The sequence below is a fragment of the Bacillus sp. FSL K6-6540 genome (assembly GCF_038007545.1).
On record NZ_JBBOXH010000001.1, the window covers coordinates 5449538 to 5474879 of the forward strand.

The 25342-nt window shown below is 51.1% G+C and carries 19 protein-coding genes; 8 read left to right on the forward strand and 11 right to left on the reverse strand.

Annotated elements, in window-relative coordinates:
- Window positions 1–48: 48 nt before the first annotated feature.
- The 7 genes from MHH82_RS24205 to MHH82_RS24235 form a co-directional block, all read right to left on the reverse strand.
- The gene (locus MHH82_RS24205) at window positions 49–984 is read right to left on the reverse strand and encodes a carbohydrate ABC transporter permease (RefSeq protein ID WP_015736860.1); all 936 of its coding nucleotides are present in this window, start codon (window positions 982–984) and stop codon (window positions 49–51) included.
- Between the two features lie 15 nt (window positions 985–999).
- Window positions 1000–1971 (reverse strand): ABC transporter permease, encoded by a 972-nt coding sequence (locus tag MHH82_RS24210; RefSeq protein ID WP_015736861.1) that lies wholly within the window; start codon window positions 1969–1971, stop codon window positions 1000–1002.
- Between the two features lie 29 nt (window positions 1972–2000).
- Window positions 2001–3734, reverse strand: a complete 1734-nt coding sequence (locus MHH82_RS24215) for an ABC transporter substrate-binding protein (RefSeq protein WP_340968187.1) — start codon at window positions 3732–3734, stop codon at window positions 2001–2003.
- A gap of 777 nt (window positions 3735–4511) precedes the next feature.
- Window positions 4512–5465 carry a glycoside hydrolase family 43 protein gene (locus tag MHH82_RS24220; protein WP_036660036.1) on the reverse strand — a complete coding sequence of 318 codons (954 nt, stop codon included), beginning with the start codon at window positions 5463–5465 and terminating at the stop codon, window positions 4512–4514.
- A gap of 315 nt (window positions 5466–5780) precedes the next feature.
- Entirely contained in the window at window positions 5781–6473 is a 693-nt protein-coding gene (locus tag MHH82_RS24225; RefSeq protein ID WP_036660033.1) for a formylglycine-generating enzyme family protein, read from the reverse strand.
- 20 nt (window positions 6474–6493) lie between these two features.
- On the reverse strand, window positions 6494–6868 hold the full coding sequence (locus MHH82_RS24230; RefSeq protein ID WP_036660032.1) for a DUF4180 domain-containing protein: 375 nt from the start codon (window positions 6866–6868) through the stop codon (window positions 6494–6496).
- Window positions 6868–7530, reverse strand: coding sequence for a TetR/AcrR family transcriptional regulator (locus MHH82_RS24235; RefSeq protein WP_015736866.1), 663 nt, complete (start codon window positions 7528–7530; stop codon window positions 6868–6870). The genes MHH82_RS24230 and MHH82_RS24235 overlap by 1 nt, the downstream gene beginning before the upstream one ends.
- Window positions 7531–7946: 416 nt before the next feature.
- Between MHH82_RS24235 and MHH82_RS24240 the strand changes: the two genes are divergently transcribed.
- From MHH82_RS24240 to MHH82_RS24260, 5 genes are all read left to right on the forward strand, one after another.
- Entirely contained in the window at window positions 7947–12428 is a 4482-nt protein-coding gene (locus tag MHH82_RS24240; protein WP_340968195.1) for an S-layer homology domain-containing protein, read from the forward strand.
- A 242-nt stretch (window positions 12429–12670) separates the two neighbouring features.
- Window positions 12671–13378 carry a response regulator transcription factor gene (locus tag MHH82_RS24245; RefSeq protein ID WP_015736868.1) on the forward strand — a complete coding sequence of 236 codons (708 nt, stop codon included), beginning with the start codon at window positions 12671–12673 and terminating at the stop codon, window positions 13376–13378.
- Between the two features lie 6 nt (window positions 13379–13384).
- Complete coding sequence (locus MHH82_RS24250; RefSeq protein ID WP_340968197.1) at window positions 13385–14824, forward strand: HAMP domain-containing sensor histidine kinase; 1440 nt, start codon at window positions 13385–13387, stop codon at window positions 14822–14824.
- 90 nt (window positions 14825–14914) lie between these two features.
- A complete protein-coding gene (locus MHH82_RS24255; protein WP_340968201.1) occupies window positions 14915–15679 on the forward strand; it encodes an ABC transporter ATP-binding protein in 765 nt (254 codons plus the stop codon).
- A 6-nt stretch (window positions 15680–15685) separates the two neighbouring features.
- Complete coding sequence (locus tag MHH82_RS24260) at window positions 15686–18058, forward strand: ABC transporter permease (RefSeq protein ID WP_251497958.1); 2373 nt, start codon at window positions 15686–15688, stop codon at window positions 18056–18058.
- 147 nt (window positions 18059–18205) lie between these two features.
- Here the strand turns inward: MHH82_RS24260 and MHH82_RS24265 are convergent, their stop codons facing one another.
- From MHH82_RS24265 to MHH82_RS24280, 4 genes are all read right to left on the reverse strand, one after another.
- Window positions 18206–18688, reverse strand: a complete 483-nt coding sequence (locus MHH82_RS24265; RefSeq protein WP_015736872.1) for a hypothetical protein — start codon at window positions 18686–18688, stop codon at window positions 18206–18208.
- Window positions 18685–19482: a DUF3100 domain-containing protein gene (locus MHH82_RS24270; protein WP_036660023.1), complete on the reverse strand. Its 798-nt coding sequence runs from the start codon at window positions 19480–19482 to the stop codon at window positions 18685–18687. The genes MHH82_RS24265 and MHH82_RS24270 overlap by 4 nt, the downstream gene beginning before the upstream one ends.
- Window positions 19483–19515: 33 nt before the next feature.
- Window positions 19516–20778 carry a M20 family metallopeptidase gene (locus MHH82_RS24275; RefSeq protein ID WP_015736874.1) on the reverse strand — a complete coding sequence of 421 codons (1263 nt, stop codon included), beginning with the start codon at window positions 20776–20778 and terminating at the stop codon, window positions 19516–19518.
- A 214-nt stretch (window positions 20779–20992) separates the two neighbouring features.
- A complete protein-coding gene (locus MHH82_RS24280; protein ID WP_015736875.1) occupies window positions 20993–21592 on the reverse strand; it encodes a short chain dehydrogenase in 600 nt (199 codons plus the stop codon).
- Between the two features lie 266 nt (window positions 21593–21858).
- On the opposite strand from MHH82_RS24280, the gene MHH82_RS24285 reads away from it, so the two are divergent.
- From MHH82_RS24285 to MHH82_RS24295, 3 genes are all read left to right on the forward strand, one after another.
- The gene (locus MHH82_RS24285) at window positions 21859–22812 is read left to right on the forward strand and encodes an ABC transporter permease (RefSeq protein WP_015736876.1); all 954 of its coding nucleotides are present in this window, start codon (window positions 21859–21861) and stop codon (window positions 22810–22812) included.
- A gap of 12 nt (window positions 22813–22824) precedes the next feature.
- Window positions 22825–23754, forward strand: coding sequence for a carbohydrate ABC transporter permease (locus MHH82_RS24290; protein ID WP_009593207.1), 930 nt, complete (start codon window positions 22825–22827; stop codon window positions 23752–23754).
- An 88-nt stretch (window positions 23755–23842) separates the two neighbouring features.
- A complete protein-coding gene (locus tag MHH82_RS24295; RefSeq protein ID WP_015736878.1) occupies window positions 23843–25339 on the forward strand; it encodes an ABC transporter substrate-binding protein in 1497 nt (498 codons plus the stop codon).
- The last annotated feature ends 3 nt before the right edge of the window (window positions 25340–25342 follow it).

Sequence of the window (25342 nt, forward strand, 5' to 3'; positions counted from 1 at the left end):
GCTGCTCACTCCTAATGATTCAGTCTCTCTATCTGCTTGTTTGAACGCCTAGCCTTTGATCGAACCGACATAAACGCCTTTCACGAAATACTTTTGCAGGAACGGATACACCAATAATATAGGCACCGTCGAAACCACGATCGCGCAATATTTAACCAGCTCCCGGAACGCGGTCGAGCTCTGGGCGCTGTTAATGACGACCCCGCCCGCACTGCCGATCGTGGTGGCCGTTGAATCATTGGCGACCAGGATTTCCTTCATTAACAGCTGTAACGGGAACAATTCCCTATCCTTCAGCAGGACCATCGCGTTAAACCAGGAGTTCCAATTGCCGACCAAATAGTACAGGAAGATTACGGCCAGCGTCGCCTTCGACAGCGGCAGGATCACCGTGATCAGGATGTTGGCCTGGCTTGCGCCGTCGATCAGTGCCGCTTCTTCCAGCTCTCTCGGAATCGATTGGAATCCGGTCCTGAGAATGATGATGTTCCATGTGCTTAAAGCGGTCGGCAGAATCATGGCCCACAAATTGTTGTACAAGCCGATGTCCTTCATTAACAGGAACCAGGGAATCAGCCCTCCGCCAAAGAACATCGTGATCGTAATCATGACCATGATGTAATTCTTGAAATACAAGTCCCGCCTGGACAGCACGTAAGCGCCCAATATCGTCATGACCATATTGACCAAGGTGCCCAGCCCAACGTAAATGATCGTATTCAGGTATCCCCTGAGCAGGCTGTTGTCCTTAAACACCAGCTTGTAACCGTCGAGCGTGAATCCCAGCGGTTTGAACAATACCCCTCGATGAGCCACCAAAGCGCCGGGATCGCTGACGGAAGCGAACAAGATATGCAATATGGGATAAAAGCACACCAACGTTAAAGCGGTTAACAGCGTATAGTTCGTAAAGTCGAATACGCGGTCCCCGATGCTTTTATGCTTCCTGCTTCGTTTCACTTTGAGTTGCTTGATTTCCTCCATAACCTTCCCTCTCTCTTACCATAAGCTGGATTCAGATCTGCGCTTCACGATGGTATTCGTCATCCATAACAGCCCGAAATTGACGATGGAGCTTACTAAGCCGACGGCAGTGGAATAACTCAGGCTCGCTTCCCTCAAGCCCCTTCGGTAAACATAGGAAGCGATGACATCCGCCGTATCGTAGATCAAAGGATTGTAGAGCAGGATAATTTTCTCGTAGCCGGAAGCCATCAATCCGCCGATCGCAAAGATAAACAGAATGATGATGACCGGGCTGATCTGAGGCAGCGTAATGTACCACATTTTTTTCACCCTGCCGACCCCGTCGATATCGGCCGCTTCATATAACGAAGGATCGATGGAGCTCATCGCAGCCAGGTAAATGATGCTGTCCCAGCCGATGCTCTGCCAGATTCCGGAAAAGGTATAAATCGGCCGGAACAAATTGGAGTACCCGAGAAGGGACGAATAGTCTTTTCCCGTTATGAAGGAAAGCAGCTGCGTAACGACTCCCTCATTGGACGTAAAGATGTGAATGATCCCGCACACGACCACCAGTGAAATAAAATGCGGCATGTACGTGATGGTTTGCACGGTCCGCTTGAACTTGGAAGAACGGACTTCATTCAGCAGCAAGGCCAGGATGATCGGTGCCGTAAATCCAAAGACGATTCCCCATACATTCAGCAAGAGCGTATTCTTGACGACTCTCCAAAAATAGGGTCCTGAGAAAAAATCGATGAAATGCTTGAAGCCCACCCAATCGCTGTCCGCGAAGCCCAGCAAAGGCTTGAAATCCTTGAATGCAATCATGACGCCCCACATCGGCCCGTAGCAGAAGATCAAGAACCACGCCACGACGGGAAGGGCCATCAGATAGACGAACCAGTTCTTTTTCAGGTCCTTTTGAATCAAGCGTTTGGTATTCTTGGGCTCCGTGGGCGTCTGAACATGGCCTATTTCCTTGTTTTCCTGTAATATCTCCATGAATCAACCACCTGTTCTTATTATGAAAACTATCGTTGGTTATACCGATCCAAGGCTGCCTGATGGAGACTCAAGAATTCGTCCAGCCCCATGCTTTGCGCTTCCTTCAAAAATTTATCGTAAGCATCGACCGGCAATTCGCCCATGATGATCTTCGCGAAATATTCTCCGCGCAGCGTGGACAACTGGTTCCCAAGCTCGGCTTCGCGCGAGGCTTCTTCTTTCGTAAACGTGATCGGCGGCATCGCCATGCTGGTGTCCATGTTCTCCGTCCAGTCCTTGCGGATATCCCCGGAATAGCTGCCTTTCGCCGTGATCAACGGGTTGGCGTTGTGCTCGTCGCGGATATTCGGCCAGCTATGCCAGCGGTATTTCCAAAGCGTGACGTCTACCGGCTGACCGTCCGGATCATTGTACATGTAACTGTTTTCCGGATAATAAGGCATTCCTTGCTCATCCACCAAGTGCACGGTGCCGTACTCCCCGAAGTTGATCAGCTCCCAGCCTTTTTTGGAATAGTTGAAATCCAGCCATGCCATTGCAGCTTCGACATTTTTGCTCTGAGTAGTGATGGCTGCACTGGTTCCGGTTCTTTTGAAGTTTTTGTAGGTGGTCGCGGATTTGTCCCCTTTATTCAGAACAGGATTCAGTGCCCCCACGAAATCAATGTCGTTCTGCACTTTCCAATAGCTCCACATCGTATCCGGAGAATCCATCATCACGGCCGTATCGTCGGAAATCGCGCTGGCCATCCGTTGATTGAAATCGGCGGTAGCCCAGTCCCGATTCAGCAGGCCTTCCTTGTTCCACTTCTGCATCGTTGCGAGATATCCCTTGGCTTTCGGCTGTGCAGGCCCCCAAGCCGCCTTGCCGTTCTCGTCCACGAAGGTCCAATCCCATACGCCATATGCGCCATTAATAATGCCGGTAAAAATTTGGCCGTACGTCGAGCCGTAATTCAGCGGCGCCTTATATCCGACTTCCTTGCTTTTTTTCAGGAACTCATACCATTCGTCTATCGTGTTCGGGACTGGAAGTCCTGTCTTATCCAGCGCCTCCTGCTTGATCAGCATGCCGAACCAGGTCCATTCGGAATACGGCGCGATGCCGTAGAAGCCCAGCAGCCTGCCGTCGTCGGTCACGGTCGTTTTTCTTCTCGTTTCGTCCGAGTTGCGCCATGCCGTATAATTCGGAGCGTGCTTTTCCATCAGGTCGGTGAGATCGAGGTAAGCGCCATCGTTGACCCCTGCTTCGAAGCCTCCCGGATAACGGCCCGGGTCAATTATGATGTCCGGCAGCTCGCCGGAGGAGATCATCAAGGTAAAGGCATCGGCTTCCTGTCCGACCGGCGGCGTAATGAAGTTTACTTTGATGCCGGTGAGCTTCTCCACCTGCTTCTGAACCAAGTGATTATTCATATCCGGGATGTTGGAGTTGGCAGGCATCCAAACATCCAGCACCACATCGCCCTTTACCGGATATGCGGAATAATCGCTTGGAATGACTTCGTCAAATACATCTCCGAGGTATGTATCATTCAGCGTGCCGTTGACCTCATCGATTTGCTCCTGCGTCGGTGCTTTATTTCCGCGTATATCGCCGCTGATATCCTCGAACGTCACCTCATTCTTCTCTACTTCTTCCTCTTGGGTTACGGTGTTGTCAGGCTTGTCATTTGCCTTGCCGCTGCAAGCGGTTACCGTCGAAATAATCAGGATGGATATGAATAACAAAGTGAAAAAACGCTTCATCGTTCCGTTCATGCTTAACCTCCCATGATATGAATAATTGCGAGCACCCCGCCGCTGCGCTCTAGAGGATCCATATGCCGTCGTTATTCAGGGGGCGTCCGGTTTTAAGGCTTTTATCTGTCTTTTTTAATCCTTCGAAGCTAGTGTCTCCTTGTGTCAAGGCATCTTCATGTCTTTGAAAGCCTTTGTCTCTTCTAATTGGCAAAATCCCGTTTCTGCTCCATCAGCTTCGCTTCATGTTCAACGCTTCATGTCTTTTCAGGCTGAAGCATGACAAGGGTCATTCGCGGTCTAAGCACCTCCGCCCTGACACGATCCTCTTCATCATGGCCATTGGATATGGATCCCCTTTCACATGTGAAATTGATGAGACTGACAGCTGTTGCACATCCATTTAATACAATTATTCTGTATCTTTAACCGAAGTATAAGCATACAACCCCATTCTGTCAACGCTTTCATACATGAATTTCGTAACTAAATTTGTATATTATCCAAAAAAATATTTTGATAATGAGAATAACGGGAATAATGAGATGCAAAAAACTCCTTTTGAATTAAGGAGTTTTCATGAAATTCCGTTATTTTTATATATTTTCGCGGTTCTCGTCATACTTGTGCATCTCTTCGTAATAAACCCCCATTTATTACAGGTATATTGTAATAAATGGGGGTTTATATAGATCAAATCCTATGGTTATTCGCTTACACCAGCTTGGCACAACTCGCTCTCAACCATGTTCACTCTGCAATCCCTTGCATGATCGGGAGGTTGTGAATCCGCGTACATTATTCTCCGGACGGTTTGGCCAAGGCATCCGACTCGCCGGCCGGTACGCCGAAATCCGGAGTTCCATCCGGCTTCCAGCCGAATTTCTGGATGCGGGTCGACCGCAAGGCCGTCTCGACGCCAGGCGCGGGCAGCGCATGGTAAACGATCCAATCCTCCTTGCCGTCCGGCGATTGCGTGAAGCTATTGTGACCGGTCGCGTACACTCCGTTTTCCACGCTTTTGCAAAATACGGGCTGCATCGATTTGGTCCAGGATTCCGGATCCATCGGATCCCCGTTTTCTTCCATCGTGAGCATGCCCAGCGAATAATCCTCCGACCAGGTGGTGCTGGCCGAGTACACCATAAAGATGCGGCCGTTCCGCCGAAGAATGACCGGTCCTTCGTTAATCGCCATTCCGCCTTGTTTTTCCCAGGACAGGGTCGGAGCCGTGAGCAATACATGGTCCCCCGTCAATGTCCAAGGGTTCGACATGCGCATGATGTAAATCGCGGACCCGTAATCCGGGAAATGGCCATATCCGGCATACAGGAAATAAAGCTGGTTGCCTGCGGTCATGACCGTGCCGTCCAAGCCGGGGACGGGGGTCGGCAGCGCGCCTTTCCATGCCCATTGTCCCTCCATCGGATCAGCCTCGGCGTTCTCCAGCACGCATATTTGGCGGGACTCATCCCCTCCTCCGTCATTCGCCGTGAAATAGATGTACCATTTGTTGTCCAAACGATGAATTTCCGGCGCCCATAGGTTATGGCTGTACCTTCCCCCGGGTTCCGGAGTCCAGATCGTTTTCTTCCGTCCTTCCGCAAGGCCGGTTAAGGTTGCGGATTGCGTCAGCTCCAGATGATCGCGTTTCGTCGACATAAAGTAATAATAGCCGTCCGTATGCTTCCATACCCAAGGATCGGCTGCCCGGTCTACGATCGGATTGTTGAATGTTGGTCCATTCACCATCTTCGAATCCCCCTTATCCCTTGACATTCCTGGTTTTGATCAACACTACGGCAATTCAACCCTTGACTCACTTGAGCTCCCCCACACCTCCCGCAAAAAGTTAAACCCAATCTTACTGATGTCTTTCAGCCTTGTCTATACGCAAATTTACGAGGTTTATCGCGTTAGATTATGTGACATCGGGAAGTGGGAGAAATATGAATAGGGAGCATCTAAGCTTCTATAGCCATCTTGGAAGCCGCGGTATTTCGATCTGTTTGATGGAAATTCGGGAGGTGCTGCACAATCAAAAAAGCTGACCCTAACGGATCAGCTTTATCTTTTTCTTGATATCGATCTCGCCAAACGAAACCCGAGATCCTCAATCCGAAACGTCGGGTGGCTGCGGCGGCGGCATGTCGCTCCGCAGCCTCTGGCTTCTTCGGCCCAGCTCCCTCCGCGGAATACTCTGTAGGAGCCGTATACATTCGGATCGTAAAGATCCCAGCACCACTCCCATACGTTTCCGAGCATATCGTAAAGCCCCCACGCATTCGGCCGCTTTTTGCCCACCTCATGCAGGACGCCTCCGGAATTCCCTTCATACCAAGCGATGTCGTCAAGCTCTCCGTAACGGTAGCCGAGACTCCCGGCTTTGCACGCGTATTGCCATTCCGCTTCCGTCGGAAGGCGGTATCCGTCCGCCTCCTTGTCACAAACGAGGGATTCACCGTCATCCGTTACCGAATAACATTCGTTCAGGCCTTCGCTCCGAGATAACATATTACAAAAGAGAATCGCTTCATGCCATGATATATTCACGGCTGGGGACTCCATCAAGTCATCGCATCCGGATGTCTTTGGCATGATTGAGAAATACAACGCCTTCGTTACAGGGACCGATGCAAGCTGAAATGCAGGCACTTCCACCGTCCACGAGGACTTTATGCGGTCGTCCCTTAATTGAACTACGCCTGCTGGAATATTCACCATCGAAACCCCTTTTGGATCAAACCCAGATACCGGCAACGATCTTCCTCCCGTACTCGCTACTTAGTTATTCCATTGCTTAAACGTTCAATCCCCTGCTGTTCACTGGGCAAGAAAAAGAAATCGTGGCCCTTATTGCATTCGTAAATAAAATCTTGAAGGCTTTGGCTTGGATAAACCGAAAAGTCTCCAATGATCGCCATTTTCACCTGATAATTGATAAACTTCTGGAGAATGTCGCCTGCAAGCCGCGTCTTCAAATCGAAGAAAGACTCGCTTATCAACGATTGATCCATCACAATGCGGCGGCTGTCCGTTTCATATTGCACGGTGGCCACGAGATCCAGGGCCGACTGGACATCCTTAATCAATACCTCGCTGCTGCTTACGACAGCAATCGTTCCTCCATCGGTTTCAACCTTCGTGATATTCATCAAACTCCTCCTCTATTGATAAGTCTTCTTACATAATCCTCACATATGTACCGGTTATCCTCGTCCTTGTCGGGCGGAACCTTCGCTACTCTAAAGAAGCTAAGGCCAATAACCATCGCCATCAAGCCATAGGCGGCACTGTGGGAATCTTCAACCGACATCTGCCCCGTCCGGTTACCGTATTCCATAATCTTGGCGATGCCTTGGAGATCGCGCTCGTAACTCTTGGATGCAACTTCCTGCAAATGACGGTCCAGCATGGCTTTTGAAAAAAACTGCACAAAGAGCTTGCCTTGATCCTCATAGGGGATAAACATCTTGTCGACTCCGTCAAGCTGCGAAACATTCAGCTTCTGATCCGTGTCCTCGCTGAACGGAGGGAGCATATGCTGCAGGACAACCTCCATCATTTCCTCGGCTGACATGGCAGGCTCAATGCCTGATTCGATCTTTAGCCCATAGTAGGCCAGGAACGACTTGAAGGCTTCGGTCGTCAAATGATCCTTATTCTTGAAATAATAAGTGACCACTCCCTTGGAGCAGTGTGCATACTCGGCAACCTTATCCAGCGTCATCCCTTCAATTCCATGCAAGCTGATGCAGGTTAACGTGGCGTTAATGACGTCTGCCCTGCGCTTTTGTTCCATTCCCAATTTGGGCATCACTTCTCACCTGACATCTTGATTTTATTTATACTGAACAGTCGGAATAAAAAAAGTGTACACAATGTTGATTCACGCTGTCAATAAACATTTATTTGGCTGGCAGCTGGCTGCATGGGGCAAATCCTAAGTTTCTCCTACGATCTCTCGCCAGCTGCTGTATCCATCGAAGCAATAAGATTCTGGTTGAAGGATATTTCGCACGAGGCGGACACGCCCGCATCTTTTTAAAGAGGAGCATTTGTAGAGAACCTGTATAGCTATTGTAGAGAATTTGTAGAGCATGCTTTGTTATTCTGATTTCCGCTTGTCAAAATATGTTCTTCCATGTCATGAAGGCCGCTTTGGGGCAGGTTCGCTTGAGATGCAAGTACATGTCGGCACACAAATCAAAAAGAAGGAGGAGGATCATTTTCATGAAAAAATCCGGAAAATTCGGATCCTTGTTTATGGTGATCTGTATGCTCGTTGCCACGTTTCAGCCTTTGACGGCACCAGCCTATGCGGCGGCGGCACCCGAGGACAAATGGGTCACCTATAAACTTGATGATTTCAGTAATCCCAAACAGGTCGGATTATTCTCGCTGAACGGCCAGGCCAAAGTGATGCAAGACAGTAAAGGTCGCGATATCCTGCGTCTGACCGAGGCACAAGGAAACCAGTTCGGTACGGCTTTTAACAAAAAGCTGATCGCGGCAGGGAACAACTATTCCTTCAGCACTTTTTTCAAGTTCCGCCTGAACGGGGACAATCGCACCAACTCTCCTGCCGACGGCATCACCTTTACCATTCAGGCACAATCCAACAGTGCGGGTGAAGTCGGCGTGGGCATTGGTTATGGGGGAATCAAACCCAGCTTTGCGGTGAAGTATGATACATACAAGAACCCGAGCCCGGTCAATGATCCATCCGCTAACTACATCGGACTTGCAAAAAACGGTAGTGTGAACAATACCAATCCCGATTGGTATACAACGAACCTCAATGGCATTACGCTGTCTGGGGGAGAAGATCTATACTCCTGGATCGACTACGATGGACAAACCAAGGTCGTTAAGGTTTACCTCAGCAAAGATGCTACGCGTCCGACAACTCCCGTTCTGGAAACAAGCAACATTGACCTGGACGAAATCTTTGCCGGATATCCCGGCGTTTATGCCGGATTCACCTCCGCCACCGGCGGCTCGATGGAAACCCATGATATTCTCGGATGGTATTTCACGAACGAATTCGAGCCGATCGATACGGCAAATCCAGGCTATGTCTACAAACAAGCTCCAACCGACGTCAGAATTGAAGTCGTTCCTACCTCTGAGCCTGGGAAGTATGAAGTGGTAGGAACCGCGCTTGATGTAAACGGCCATCCCGTGGAGGGAGCCCCGATTACCTTCTATTCCGAGGAAGGAGTATGGACTTCTCCATCCCAATCGACCAACAGCCAGGGACAAGCTACGGCCATTCTGGATTTTGGCGATAATCCTCCATCGGGAGAGATAAAGGTTGTGACGGTAGGTGGAGCTTACGCTACGGTACCGAAGGCTCCGGTCCTTTCATCAGGTAATACACCTGCGACAGCTAATGAGCTGTCGTGGAACACTGTAACAGGAGCTACTTATTATAGTCTTTATAAGGACGGTGTCCTGCTCGACACGAATATTCAGGTTCCCTCGTATACCTTAACGGGGGCAGATCTGGATGAGATCTCACAATACACTGTAACGGCAGTTATATCTGGACCGGCCGGTACGATCGAGACCCTTCCATCTAATCCAGTTACTTTAGGGCTCTACTTTGATCTGCCAGAATACAAACTCAATACGAGTCCTCTTGCACAAAACTACACGCATCCTACGGTGGTCACGTCTGTTTATGAGACCGGTAGTAGAGACGTTACCCTGGAGGTAACGGAGTTTACCGTTAAAAATCCACTGGTAGCTACGATAAGCGAAGACGGTTTACTGACGGCAGTAGGTGCGGGCACCACCGTAATCGAGGCCGTATATAACGGTAAGACCACTCAATCCATTGTTAAAGTAAGCATCGATGCTCCGGCATTAAGGGCCGAACACGTTCATGCAACTGGAGCCGAATTATTGTGGAACGCCGTCCCGGGCGCTCAAACGTACAACATCTATGATGCCAACGGACAGCTAATCGCCGACGGATTGACAGGCACTAGCTATGTCTTGTCCGGCCTGAAGCCGGAAACGAAGCAAAGCTATGTCATCAAAGCCGTCAGCAACGGCATTGAATCCCCTGCTTCGCCGCCCGCGGAAGTAGCCACGCCGGTCTCCGGCCTGCGCGATCTGTTGATCGATCCGGCAAGCGTCACGCTGCAGACCGGTGATCAGCACACGCCTAAGGTAACGGCGGTTTCCTTGGATGAAAGCATTCAGGATGTAACAGGCAAAGCCACATATACATCTTCCGATGAAAAAGTGGCCACGGTCGATGCCAATGGCGTCGTTACCGCCGTAGCACCAGGCACGGCCATCATCACGGCTACGCATGACGGCAAATCCGTCACGCAAACCGTCCATGTTCATGATCAGGCATTATCTTACAACCTGGATGTAACCGTGACCCCTGAAGGCGTACTGGCAGACGGGAAGTCTACGGTCACGGTTACCGCTAAGGCTACCGATTCCAAGGGCAACCCGGTTTCTGGAGTACCCGTGGTCATCACATATGATTCTGGTAAAACCAAGACGGTGACCACCAATGAAGAAGGGATTGCCGTATGGACATACGAACCTTCGGTTTTAACGGACACGACGCCGTTATACGACATCGTCGTGGCAGAGATACAGGATCCCGGCACAGGCACAACCGTTCAAGCAAGCAAAGGGGTTCATTACTTCCCTGCCGCCATTGACGGCATCGTTGTGGATCAAATCACAGGCAAACCGGTAGCAGGCGCAAAAATTATCGTGGAATCCGATTTCAACAACGACGGAATTCCTGATTTTTCGGCTGAGGTAACGACCGGCGAGGATGGATCGTACCAGATACCGGTTCCGCGCGGCAACTATACCTATGAGCTGAATATCGAAACTCCGGTTCAAATCGGTGGGCGTGATTTTACGTTGACTCATACCAAAGAGGTTACGATCGGTACAGTGCAACCTGGCCAAACGATCAAACCTTCGAACCTGCTGAGAGGTCAATTATTCGTTGCTTCCGCAAGCGGAGCATCCAACCCGGACACCATTGGGGATATCCTCGGCAGCGGAAAAGCCGTTGCACTGCTTCAAGGCTTGAACGGCAGCAGCTTTAAGCAGCCGCTCGCCGTCGCCAATGACGGAACGTTCTCGCTGGATCAAGTCCCGCCGGGGAAATACCAAATATCCTACCAGCTTGAACTGGCGGATGGAACGGTATTGGCAGGTCCTGCTTCCATCTTGGACGTGGATATGACCCAAGACGGACAGACCGCGATCGTATATTCCCTGATAGATCCTTACGGCATCATCACGGATGCATCGACAGGAAAAGTGATTAGCGGCGCAGACGTTCAATTGTATTGGGCTGACACTGAGCTGAACCGTCAGAAAGGACGGGTGCCGAACACACTCGTATCCTTGCCTGCACTGGCTGGGTTTGCGCCTAACCAAAATGCCAATCCGCAAATTTCCGACGCGGCTGGCGAATATGCATGGATGGTATATCCGGAAGGCGATTATTACATCGTCGCGAAACGAAGCGGCTATTACACTTATGACACTCGGGTTTCCAAACCGAATGCCCCAGCCGTTAACGGTTCCGACAGTTATATCCAAGACGGGATCATCCATGTGGGACAGAGCATTATCGCATTTGACTTTGCTATGCAGCCAGTACCGTCCTCAGGTAATGGCGGGGATTCATCCGGATCGGGTTCTTCTCCATCAACGCCGCCTTCAAGTCAGCAGGGCGATGTGACATTGAACCTGTCCACGGACAAGAAACAAGTCCAAGAAGGCACGCAGTCGACCATTACCGTCGATTACGCTAACCGCACCAACGCGGCATTACGTGATGCATCGGTTCAAGTTACCCTCCCTGAAGGCGCCGAAGTCGTGAATGCTCACGGCGGAAAGGTTGAAGGCAGAACCGTAACCTGGAATGTGGCTCATCTCCCTGCCGGAAGCACCGGCAGCTTCAAACTGGACATCAAGTGGGGACAGATTGCAGCCAAAGAGATTCAATATGAAATCATCGGACAGCTTACGGCAGGTAGCAGCAAAAAATCCAATAGCGTCCATGTTCAAGTATTCTCTGACCGGTTCGGCGATCTCCAGCATCAGCGTTATATTCTCGGGTTCCCTAACGGTAAATTCCAACCGTCCAATACCTTGACCCGGGCCGAGCTCGCTGCAATCGTTGCTCGTCTTTCGGAGAAAACCGCAGGTAACGAGAACTCAAGCTTTAACGATATTCGAAAAGGACATTGGGCGACCGATTACATTCGAATCGCGGTATCCCAAGGATACTTCAACGGTTACGCAGACCATACGTTCCGTCCGGATGCACCAGTCACTCGCGGAGAACTGGCTGCGGTGCTGGCCCGTTTCCTGGACTTGGACACATCGGCTTCCGTAAATCGCCATTTTACGGACATCGAAGGAAGCTGGGCTGCCGAATCCATTGAGGCATTATATCGCAACAATTTGCTATCCGGTTATCCTGGAAACACGTTCCGGCCGAACAACCGCATCACGCGGGTCGAAGCCGTCACGTTGATCAACAAAGCGTTATACCGTGGACCTTTGACGGGATTGGAGCCGCTCTTCCCTGATGTAGCAGAAACCCATTGGGGTTTCGGCGATGTTCAGGAAGCAACGGTTTCTCACCAGTCCACTCGTAATTCAGACGGCGTTGAGGTTTGGGTTTCCACGCTTAAGGATAATGTGAAGTAATAATACTCTCCCTCATAGGGAGGATGCTGTCGATCATCAAAGCATCCAACCGCTCAACCCCCGGTCTTATTCCAGACCGGGGGTTTTCCTTGTTCCAGATACATGTAGGCATGCATTCAGCTAACTTAAAAATAGCGACAGGGTTATCCAGGTGGATTTTCCTTATCTTCCCTATGCTTAAATCCGACCCGTGCTATAATGGATTCACTATTTAAAGCAAACGGAACAGGGGCGACTTTTTCATGCAATCTCCTAAAACGGTACTGATTATTGAAGATGAGCGGGATATCTCGCGCATTGTGAACGATTATTTGCGTGTCCAGGGATTCAGCTCGTTCATCACGGAAAATGCGAGGGACGGATTGCAGGAAGTCCGTAACCGGCAGCCGGATTTTATCATTCTTGATTTGACGCTGCCAGACGCTGACGGAATTGAAGTATGCCGCGAGCTTCGTACATTGACTTCTGCGCCCATACTTATTTTAAGCGCTCGCAGCAGTGACACGGACAAAGTGCTTGCCTTGGGTTTCGGCGCCGATGATTATATGACCAAGCCCTTCTCGCTCAGTGAGCTGGTCGCCCGGGTTCAGGCGCATTTGCGCAGAATGGTCGACCCGAAACTCCAGGCAACAACACAGCTGCTGTTGCGATTCGGCACGTTATCGATTGATAAAGGCGCCCGCAAGGTCATGGCCGGACAGCGGGAAATTGCACTATCTGCGAAGGAATTCGACCTGCTCTATTTTCTCGCATCCAACCCGAACCAAGTGTTTACCAAAACGCAGCTGCTGGATCAGGTGTGGGGGTACTCCGCCTATGTCGAGGATAATACGATCACGGTCTACGTTCGGCGGCTCCGCGAGAAGCTGGAACGCAGCGGAATCAAATCCGCCTATATCACGACGGTTTGGGGTGTCGGTTATAAATTCGACCCCGATGAAACGGAGTAGCCTTTTATGCACTGGAAACCATGGTATGCAAAGAGGCTCTGGGCGGCTTGCCTGTCTCTTCTTGTACTTTTGCTGTCCGTCGTTTGGCTCGCTTGGCCCTCGAACCAGCCTGCTTCGTCCTCTATCGTCAACCACATTCGCTTGCTGACCAATACGATCGTCCATACGTTGGAGAACGAGTCTGCCGAACTGATCCCTCCCGATGCTCCGATTCGCGAGAAATTAACCAGCTGGAGTCAAGAAACACGGATCGGCCTTAAGGTCGTGCTCCCTGACGGAACCATGATATATGACAGCGATGATTCATCGGTGCGCCGTATTCATCCTCGCTTTGAGCTGGACTATACGCTGCGTATGTCCGACGGCGACCCGCCCGAATACCACCTGGCATTTCCGCTGCTGGATGCCGGAACCAACGCCTTCGCAGGCTATGCGCAGTTTACGGTCCCTGCATCTGCGGTGACCGCGGCCATCCCTTCTTCCGGCTTACTTTTCGTTGTGCCATGGATCTCGCTTTCCTTGGCACTTTTGACGCTGCTTTATGTAATCTTCTCCGCCGGACGCCGGGTGCAGCGTGATCTGGTTGAGCCTGTTGCCGGGCTCAAGCCCTATGCGGAAGCCATCCTGAAGGGCGATTACGAGCAGCGCGCCGAATGGACAAGCAATAACGAGGTCGGCGAACTCTACGCCGTATTTGATCTCATGCGTGAAGAAATTCGCAATTTACATATGCAGCAAGCCTCGCACAGCCAGTCGCACAAGGAGCTCATTTCCAATCTGTCCCATGATTTAAAAACCCCGTTGGCGACCATCAAAGCCTACATCGAGGCGATTCGTGAAGGCATCTGCCCCGATCTGCCGAGTGTGATGACTTACCTGGAGGTGGTGCATGCCAATACAAGCAAGATGGCTGTGCTTGTAGACGATTTGCTGCTGCACGCGCTGCGTGATCTGGACCAAATTGCGGTGCGTCCGCTGGAGCAGTACAGTTCTTCGACGATTGAACCTGTGTTGCGAACCATGGCGCACTACATACGTACGATGGGGGTGCGCTGCGTGGAGCCTTCTTCCATTCCGAACGTGCTTGTTATCATCGATGCTGTGCGTTTCGAGCAGGTCATCGCCAATCTCGTCACGAATGCCCTGAAGCATACCAAACCCGGGGATACGATTACGCTCGCCGTTGAGGAGTTCGCCGAATCATCCAGTTTGCGGATCATAATTTCCGATACGGGCAGCGGTATTTCCCCTCAGGACATGCCCTTTATTTTTGAACGGTATTACCAAGGCAGTGTCCCGGACCGCAAGAAACTGGCCGAGCGGCACGGGGTTGGACTCGGTTTGTCGATTTGCAAATATATTATGGAAGCGCATGGCGGCACGATCACGTTTCATAGCAAGCAGCAGCAGGGAACGACCTTCTGCTTGACTCTGCCGCTAAGCTGACCCCTGTCATACTTTATTAATAATTTGATAAGGAATGCGCAAGAATCGTCCTCTATAATTTGGAAGCACGAGAAGAGAGGAGACCCTGTCATGCCTACAACCAAAACCATCATGCTGCAAGCTTCCAATTTATGCAAAACCTATACCACCGGCAAGGAGCAGTATCATGCCGTTCGCAATGTCGATCTGTCGATATATGCCGGCGACTTTACTGTGATCATGGGAGATTCCGGGTCCGGAAAGTCGACCTTGCTTTACTTGCTTAGCGGACTCGACGCCGTGACGGCCGGAGAAGTCCACCTTCAGGGACAGCGCCTCGATCAGTTTTCGGCTAAGGAGCTTGCGCGTTTTCGAGCAGATCAAATCGGTTTTATCTATCAAAACAGCAACCTCGTGCCGGATTTGACGCTGTTCGATAACGTCGCTCTTCCTGGTTATATCGCCAATCGGGACAAAGAAGCCGTAAAACAAAGGGCCAATGACCTGATGACAAGCCTGCAGCTCGAAAAACAAGGCACCCGGCTGCCTTCCCAGGTGTCCGGAGGCCAGCAGCAGCGGGCCGCCATCGCCAGGGCGCTCATCAACAATCCGGATATGATTTTTGCCGATGAACCCACCGGCAGCCTCAACTACGAACAAGGTGTTACGGTGCTCGATATCCTGAGCCGGATGAATGCGGAAGGCCAATCGATTGTCATGGTCACCCACGATATGAAGGCGGCCTGCCGCGGCAATCGCCTGATCTACATTCGCGACGGCAAGATCGGCGGCACGCTGGATATGGGACCCTACGTCCCGGAGTTAGCCTCCGAGCGGGAAGCAATGATCTTTGCTTATGTCACCGGGAGGAGGTAGTCCAAGATGCGTGCCATATTGACGCTATGCTGGGGGAACATTCGCAAACGAAAATTGCAAAACGCGCTGATCGCATTGCTCATTGCGCTATCTGCTCTATTAGTCGGCACCGCTTTCACGGTCTTGATGAATACGGAAAATGTATTCGAAGAGCGCCATACGGCTGCTCAAGGTGCCCATGAAATCATAAATATGACCCGCGGGCTGCATGATGAACGCATGGTTGCCGATTGGTGGTCAACCCAGGAGGGGGTGACCGCCTCCAGCCTTATTCCTTACAAGCCTTGGACCGGCTTGGTCTATAACGGGCAAGAACTGCCCAATCTTTATCTGTATATGATCGATACGCCTCCGATGCCGCATGGGGTCAATCATCCGCTCCCCGGCGCCGGACCGGCTCAACTGACCGTTCCGGAAGCCGGAACCGTCTGGGTGCCCACCTCGCTCGCCTACAAATACGACATGGAAGTCGGCGATGAATTGGTGTTCACGGCCGGGGCTGCCCCGGTACAATTCACGATCGGCGCTATCGTTATTGACCTGTCACATGGCGGCCCCTTCACCACCACTGCCCGCATCTGGATGAACGAAGCGGACTACCTTTCCACCATGGGCGGCTTGTCCACGCCGGAGCAGTACCTGGTGTCGCTTCGCTATGCGCATCCCGAACAAAGCGGGGAGTACTGGCAGCGCTTTGAGGAGGCGCTCGGATCGCCGTTTTTGGAAGAACGCGTTTCGTTTGCCGAGCTGTCCGCCTTTTACTTTATCATGAACAAAGTGATCGGCTTCGTCATGAGTTTCCTCGGACTGGTCATGATTGCTGTCGCCTTGCTTACGATCGGCTTTACGATCACGGACACGATCCTGGCCAATTACCGCACGATCGGCATTCTCAAATCCATCGGCATGACCTCCGAACGCATCATCGTCACCTATATGCTGCAGTACGGCTTGATTACCGTTATCGCCTTGATCCCTGCCCTGATCGGCAGTCGTCTGCTGTCGGATGTCATCATTCAGAATGCCTTATCCTTCCTCAAATCCGAGGCGGCGCCAGTGTCCGTGCAGGCGCTGGGGGTCGCAATCTGGATCGGCATCGGCATGCTGATCATCATCCTCTTGTGCGTCGTCCTCTATGCAGCCAAAACGCGCCATATCGAGCCGATTCAGGCGATCCGCTATGGCATGTCGGAGTCTTCGCATACCCATGCCCATCGAGGTGGAACCGGCACAAGGCTGCTGGACCGATGGTCCGTACCCGCCGTCATCGGATGGAAGCATGTGACCGGCAACAAAAAAGGGGCGGCGCTGATCTTTCTGTTGATGAGCATTACCGCGGCGGTGCTCGTCTTTGGCACCCTGCTGGTAACGAGCGTCTATCGCATCAGCGAAACCTCCGCCCAGTGGGGCTACGACGATGCGGATATCGCCATCATGGTGATCAACGCTGACGGAATGGATCGTACAGAATTGCAATCTTTTATCGAGAAGGATCCCAGGGTCCTCAGCCTGAACTGGTCCGGCTCGGCCATTGGGGTTGTTGCGCAAGCAGATGGCACTCAACCGACGTTCAGCCTCCCGCTGACCGTGGTGGAAGGCAGCATGGACGAGATGGGATTGGCCTCGCTGACAGGCCGGAACCCCGTGCTGCCTAACGAAATCGCGATCGGAGTCAACATTGCCCGCAAATTGAATAAAGATATTGGCAATGCCGTCACGATCTACATCGAAGGAAAACCGCATCAGCTGCTGATCACCGGCACGTTTCAGTCCATTTCCAACATGTCGAATATCGCTCGGATCACATCGGACCTTGTCGGGGAGATCAATCCGGACGCCGGGTTTGTTCAACTTCGGAACCAAGCGGATAGCGATGAGTTCGTGCGACAGCTGAATCAACGCTATAGTCCGGTGATCCAGGCCCTCAAGCAGGAAGTGCTGCTGGATTCCGTATTCAAGGAGGCCGCTGCCGTGCTGCTCATTCCGATGAGCATGCTGGCCCTTCTGTTCCTCGCCGTCACTTGCCTGATCGTCTATAGTACTTGCCGCCTGCATATTCGCAAGGAAACGAAAACCTACGGCATTTACGCTTCGCTCGGCCTGACGGCATCAGACATCCGCCGCGCGTTGACAAGCGGCATTGCCGGACTCGCTTCCCTCGGTACGCTGGTTGGCATAGTATGCGGAATCTACGCGCTGCCAGCCGTGCTACGCGGCTTGCTGTCTGCCTACGGCATCGTCAAGCTGCCGCTGGTCATGGAGTGGCCGCTGGCGATTGGCCTGACGCTAATCGCTCTTGCCATTGCCGTCAGCGGCTGCTGGTTGGCTTCGCGAGCCCTTGACCGCACCTCCTTGCGAGTGCTGGTGACGGATTCGTAAGGAAAGTCAGCGAGAAACGGCTGCGACAGACTAATGAGCCGTTTACCAAACGAGGCGAAAGCTATCTGTTTCGCTGTTGAACGAGAAAAAGATGACCTCCGCTTTTCGGAGGTCATCTTTTTTAGCTTCTTGGCTTTGTTCCATATTTTACTTACCGGACAAATAAAGGCCGAGCTCTGACAATAACGCGCTCCCTACGTACGTGCCCGTGAACACGAACACCGCAACGATCGCGACGCGCCAGGAGGTTTTGCGAAGATCAACCAGCCTGTCGGCTACGGAGATGCCGGCGAACGCCAAAATCGGAGTCGTGATGGACAAAAAGTTGACGTTGGCAATGGCGTCCACAAACACATCCGAAATCAGGCAGCAGATCAACGAAACGATCGATACCCAGCCGAGAACCGGGAATTCCTGCAGGAATTTCAGCGGAACCTTTTTCATGAGCGTCGAGATCAGAACGCCGATGAAGGAAAAAAGCCAAAGCACGGATAAGCCGGCAATCGTCCCCATCGTAATATGGCCCTCTCCGTTTTTGATGAATTTCATTTGCTCCGTAAATAAAATAAGACCGACGCTAAGCAGCAGGACGAGGGCGTATTTTGCGTATTTATTCAAACCTGTGCTCATTTCTTTTCACCTCTGACCATTAATTTGTACATAAACCGCTGCAGCGGCACTGCGAGAAATACCATCGTATACGTTCCGAGGAAGCTGGTAAGCAGCTGGCTTGCAGCAGCGTATCCGTTAATGGTCTCCGTCATCTCAGGAGAATGCGCGATTAACGCCGAAGAAGAGCCTGTCATCATGCTGGCGGAACCGACCCCGGAGGACATCGCCAGCGCTTCGATCGAGAAGCCGGCGGCAACCATCACCGGCGCCAGAATGCTGAAGAACAGCGTGCCGAATAGGGTACCGATAATATAGAGGGACAGTACCCCGCGGCCTTCGTCGGAGTCGAGCGTATACTTCTCGGATATATAAGCAAGTTCCCCTTCCCTTCCAAGTCCAAGCGTAGCGCCGATGGCTTCCCTTCTCAGGCCGAGCAGGATGGCGATGGGAAGTCCGAGCAGAATCGTCCCCAGGTTGCCGATTTCCTGAATGATGAATACCCAGCCTACTTTTAAGATTTCTTCTAATCTAGGAGCAACGTCGGCTCCGTATCTCGCCATGAGCGGCAGCATAATAAAGATCAGGTACTTGCTGGAGAAACCGACGTTTTCCTTGCTGTAAATTTTCTTCATCAAGCCTTTCCGGAATATCGACAAGCCGAGCACCATCGTGATCAAAATGGCGAATACGAGTGGAAGCAGGCTTATTTTCACGGAGCCGACCTGGACGGACTGAATGCCGATAAATTCGGCGACCGCTATAACAATGAGCACGAATGCAAGCAAATAGAGATACTGTAGTTTTAACTTCATGCCATGATGTCCTCTTTTCTGTTTTTCTGTTTCTTAATGGGAGCCAACGATCGACGCAAGGAGCTGCTCGTATTCGGAGAATGTGCGGCGGTACAGCTTCGAACGGTCGATGCGTCCGCTCATGCGCTCCAGCACCTGCGTTATAAATCTCGGGAACACTTCATAAATAAATTCCGGATCGATATCCTTGAAATCGTCGCCGTGGATCGTTCCCGTAAAGCCGCTGTAGCCGATTTGAATGCAGGGCATCATGAAGGCTAAATCCCCAATGTCTCCTGCAGCGCTGATGGCGTTGTTGTTCCAAATACGGGCGATCTCCTCGTTATCCTGGAACGCCTCCAGCACGAACTCGGACAAATACCGGTCCTGAACGAACGGCAAGTATCCCATCTGCGTCTTAATCTCGACCTCGCCTTGAAGGGCCAGCGCGCTGCCCCTGGCCGCATCGTCCATCTTGGAGGCCGCTTCCTTCATGTAGTCCACCGACTGGGTGCGCAGATCGCTGCCAACCGTGATCCGGTTGGGAATGACGTTGGTCGACATGTCGGACTCCAGGACGATCGGGTTCATCCGGACCTTCTCGCTGTCCTTCATTTGCTGCCTGCTGAGGCCTAACGCCACATTGAAGAGGGTCGACATGCTGTAGGCATTTTTGGCGGAGAAAGGATCGAAACCGGCGTGGGTTGCTTTTCCGGTAAACGTGTAATGCTTATATAAGAATCCGGCCAGGTCGCAGTTGATTTCGATCGTGCGCTCGGCAAACTCGCCGCCCATGGCGTGTACGCACAGCCCGATGTCGATATCGTCGAACACGCCGAGTTTCATCGCTTCGGGTTTTCCTCCGTAATAGGAGATCTTGCCGCTTCCGAGCAGCTCGTCCCTGTAGGCGAGATCCAAATACTCTTCAGCCGGAATGAAAATAAACGTTAGACTATAATCTAAAGCTTCGTACGCCTTAGATTCAAAGTAATGCTTGTACAGAGCTAGGGCAATCGCCACCTGCGTATAATGACCGCAATTGTGTGCCGCACCCGTTGCCTCGTCTGACCGCCAATGGCTTGGAGCATATACCGCATCAAGCTCCGCAATAAAAGCGATGTTCAGCGGCTTGCCGCCGCCAAGCGTTGTCCGAAGACCGGTTGTGCTGAATGATTGCAGCTCGATATCCGGATTAACCTTTTTCAGAAAATCCGCCACCGTTTGATTGGTTTTAAATTCCTTGTAGCCAAGCTCAGGGTTATCGAATATGGTCTGTCCTACACCTGCAATTTCTTCGTACTGTTCTTTAAAACTCATAGCTGCCTCCCTCTTGATGAAAATAATCCTAATGTTAGTTTAGTTTTCTTAATTGTGTCAATAAAAATCACGTTATATTATTTTCCTATAGAAGTGATTATATTTACATATAACGCTCTAGTTTTCCCTTTGTTTAATAGCTGCAGATGAACGAAAGAAAAAAGAATCCGGATTAAACCCGGATTCTTTTTTATAACTTTGTGCACTTTTCTCATTAATAAACTTCATAGTTTTGCCCGGTTTGAGCCCCTTCCACACTCTTTTTATACGCAAGCGCTACACGTGCGGCCGGCACGGCTTCAAAGCCCGGGAAAAACTCGCCATATTTATCTAAGGACTCCACTAAAACATTAGGGCTTACGCTGTTTATGCGAATTCCCCTCGGCATTTCAATGGCTGCGGATTTAACGAAAGCCTTCACACCGCCATTTGCCATGGCTGCCGATGCGCCCTGAGGAATGGGATCATCCATCATAATTCCGGTTGTTAAGGTAAAGCTTCCTCCGTCATTCATATAATCCAGTCCTAGAAGGACTAGATTAATTTGGCCCTTAAGTTTGCTTTCAATGCCAATCTCATTTAGCTCCGGCGTCAATTCTGCAATAGGACCAAAATGCGCACCGCCTGTTGCGCTGATGACCGCATCCACTTTTCCGATTTTTCTGTACATGTCTTTAATGCTATTGACGGAAGTAATATCCACTTGGGCATCGAAGCCGTTTCGCCCAGCATGTACGATTTCGTGATTTTTTTCTAATTCTTTAGCGACTGCTCGTCCGATCGTGCCGCTTGCGCCAATGATTACTACTTTCATGTGCAGCCTCCTTATTCCTATGAGATTTCAATTATATTATACCCCTGGTTTTGCTTGAAGACATTGAAAGATCTCTTGGAGAACGGCCTTGAAATATTATAATAAAAAACCATGTTCTGTAAATGTCCGTCCTAACAAGTCTTTCGAACCTAACGTTTGTTGACTATAGTATCAAGTTTGTTATCTGGAAGCCGCGTTTCCTCCTCTTATACAATGAATTCAACAAGTGCACGACAAGCGAGATTACACCGTAAGGAGTGACAGACATGAGCTCTCAAGCCGAACCCAAAAAACGAAAGCGCTTACGAATGCGCTGGCACAAGCAGGATACGGAATTGACCCTCTTGGCGCTGCCAACCACGATCTGGTACATCCTGTTTAGTTTCTTACCGATGTTCGGGATCATTATCGCCTTCAAAAATTTCAAGATTAGCGGCGGGTTCTTGAGCAATGTGTTCAACAGCCCTTGGATCGGGTTCAAAAACTTCGAATTTCTATTCAAGTCGAATGACGCCTGGATCATTATTCGAAACACGATAGGATACAATATTGTGTTTATTGTGCTGGGGATCGTTCTGCCCGTCCTATTCGCGATCATGATCGGCCTCCTCCACAGCCGCAAAGCCAGCAAAGTCTATCAGACGATGATGTTCCTCCCCTATTTCCTGTCGTGGGTCGTCGTATCCGCCGTAGGCTGGGCATTCCTGAGCTTTGATAAAGGGATCGTCAATCAAATGCTCGTCTCGATGGGCAGCGATCCCATTAACTGGTATATGGAGCCGAAGTATTGGCCGTTTTTTCTGATTCTCTTGAATGTCTGGAAGGGCCTGGGCTATGGCATGGTCATCTATCTGGCGACCATCACGAGCATAGACAGCACCTATTATGAAGCAGCCGTCATCGATGGCGCGTCCATTTGGCAGCAGACAAGATTCATTACGCTGCCCATGCTCAAGCTGGTGATCGTCATGATGTTCATACTGGCGGTAGGCCGCATATTTTACACCGATTTCGGTTTGTTCTATCAGGTCACGCGAGACTCCAATTCGCTGTTCAACGTGGCGACCACGATCGATGTCATGGTGTATAAACAACTGAAAACGGCCACCGTGGGCATGGCATCCGCAGCCGCTTTCGTACAGTCTGTTCTGGGATGCGCTACGATTCTGGCCGCTAACTGGATCGTTCGCCGAATCGATCCCGATAGCGCGATGATGTAAGGAGGCAAGAAGATGACATCGAAATCTACTTATCAGACAGGCCTTGAGAAGTTTAACCGCACAAACAAAGCCGTCAACCTTTTGTTCAACCTGATCTTTATCCTGTTGGCGCTGCTCTGCGTCATACCTGTAATCGTTGTACTGTCCATCTCCTTCTCCAGTGAGGAGTCCATCCGTGAGACCGGATATCATCTGCTGCCGGTCGCCATGTCGGCCGAGGCTTACGTCTACATCATCAAGCAGGGAACGATGATTCTGCGGGCCCTCGGCGTATCCGCCCTCGTGACCGTGGTTGGTACCGTGCTCGGGGTGCTGCTGACCGCCTCCATGGGTTACGTTCTCTCTCGCCCCAACTATAAGCTGAGGGGATTTCTGACCTGGGTGGTATTCATTCCGATGGTATTCAACGGCGGCTTGGTATCCAGCTACTTCATCAACACGAATTTGCTGGGACTGAAAGATAGCATCTGGGCGCTGATTCTCCCGCTCGCCGTTTCATCGTTCAACGTCATCATATGTAAAACCTTTTTCAAAAGCACGATTCCCGACGGGCTGATCGAATCAGCCGAAATCGACGGCGCGAGCCAGCTGCGAATCTTCTTCTCCATCATCATGCCGATTTCGCTGCCGGTCATCGCCACCATCGGACTGTTTCTCTGCTTTGCTTACTGGAACGACTGGTTCCAATCGATGCTGTATATCGACAACCAGAACCTGTATTCCCTGCAAGCGCTGCTCAACAGCCTAATGAGCAATGTGGACGCACTCGCGAAGAATGCAGCGAGTATGGGCGTAAGCTACGCGATGCTCGTCGCAACGATGCCGAAGGAATCCGCCCGCATGGCGGTCGCCATTCTCATCGTGCTGCCCGTAGCATTCGCCTACCCTTTCTTCCAGAAGTATTTTATTTCCGGATTGACGGTCGGCGCGGTGAAGGGCTAATGACGAAATAAACCAAGACAACCTTGGTTTATGATAAATATCCGCTGTACACACTTAGGTAATCCAACTTCAAAAAGGGGGAAATGAAATGAAAAGAGCATTAAAGTTCATCTCTACGCTGTGCGTGCTGACGCTTATGTTGACTGCTTTGGCAGCCTGCGGCGGCTCGAAGCCTGCACCTGCGACAGACGGATCCCAAGCGACGCCGGACACGTCCAATGACACCGAAACGGCAAGCAAGGATGTACCGACGTTGACCTGGTGGACCATCGGCGGCCAAGTGCCTAACAATTTCAGCAAAGCGGTGGATGCCATGAATGCCTACACGGCCGAGAAGATTGGCGTGAAGGTCGACATCAAGGTAGCCAGCTGGGGTGAATGGGACACCAAAATGAATACCATCGTGAATACCGGCGAGCCATTCGACATCATGTTCACGAACAGCGGTAAATACAGCAAGCAAGTGGCTATGGGCGCGTTTGCCGATATTACGGATCTGGTTCAGAGCGAAACGCCGGACTTATACAAATTGATTCCCGAGAAGGTATGGGAAGGCACAAAGATCGGCGGCAAATATTATTCCGTTCCGACTTACAAGGATTCCGCGCTGACGCAGTACTGGGTATTCGATGATAAGTACGTGCAAAAGTACAATATCGACATCAACAATATCAAAACATTGCAGGACCTGGATAAGCCGCTTCATGACATGAAGGCCGGCGAAGGCAAAAGCTTCTATCCGCTGCCAATGACGCAAGGCGAAGGCTTGAACGGCTTCTTTAACGACTATGACGATTTAACCCTGGGCTTCCCTCCGATCGGCGTCAAAGCGGACGACGCATCGCGCACGGTTGTCTCCGTGCTGGAGCAGCCTGATGTTGTGGCTAATCTGAAGCTGCTGCATCAATGGTACCAGGATGGCATCATCAACCCGGATGCGCCGACGAAGACGGAGAACGACAAAGGCAGACCGTTCTTTGCAGCCCAGGCATTCCCGGGAGCCGAGATCAGCTGGCAGATCAATGACGCCATCGAGAAGTACGATATGGTTCAGCATTACGGGCCGATCTATACCACCAGTACGATCCAAGGCTCGCTGAACGCGATTTCGGCGAATTCCAAGTATAAGAAGGAAGCCTTGAAATACCTTGAGTTGGTGAATACGGATCCTAAACTTCGCAATATGCTGGCATTCGGCGAGTTGGGCGTGGATTACAACAACGTCGATGGCGAAAAAGTGATTGAGCGTACATCCGATACTTGGCCGCTCGCGGCTTACACGCAAGGCACGTTCTTTAATCTGGCGGTTACGAAAGGCGCTCCTGAAGATCAATGGGAGCAGGTTAAAAAGCTGAACGATGCAGCGACCTCCTCCACCGTCCTCGGCTTTGCGCTGGACATCACCGATCTTCAGACCGAAGTGGCGAACTGCCAGGCCGTGTGGGATAAATACAAATATGAAATCATTACAGGAGCATCCGATCCGGAGAAAGTGATACCGAAGGTCACCGCTGAATTAAAGTCGGCCGGCATGGACACGATCATGCAAGCCGCCCAAGAGCAGATCAATAATTACTTCAAGTAAATT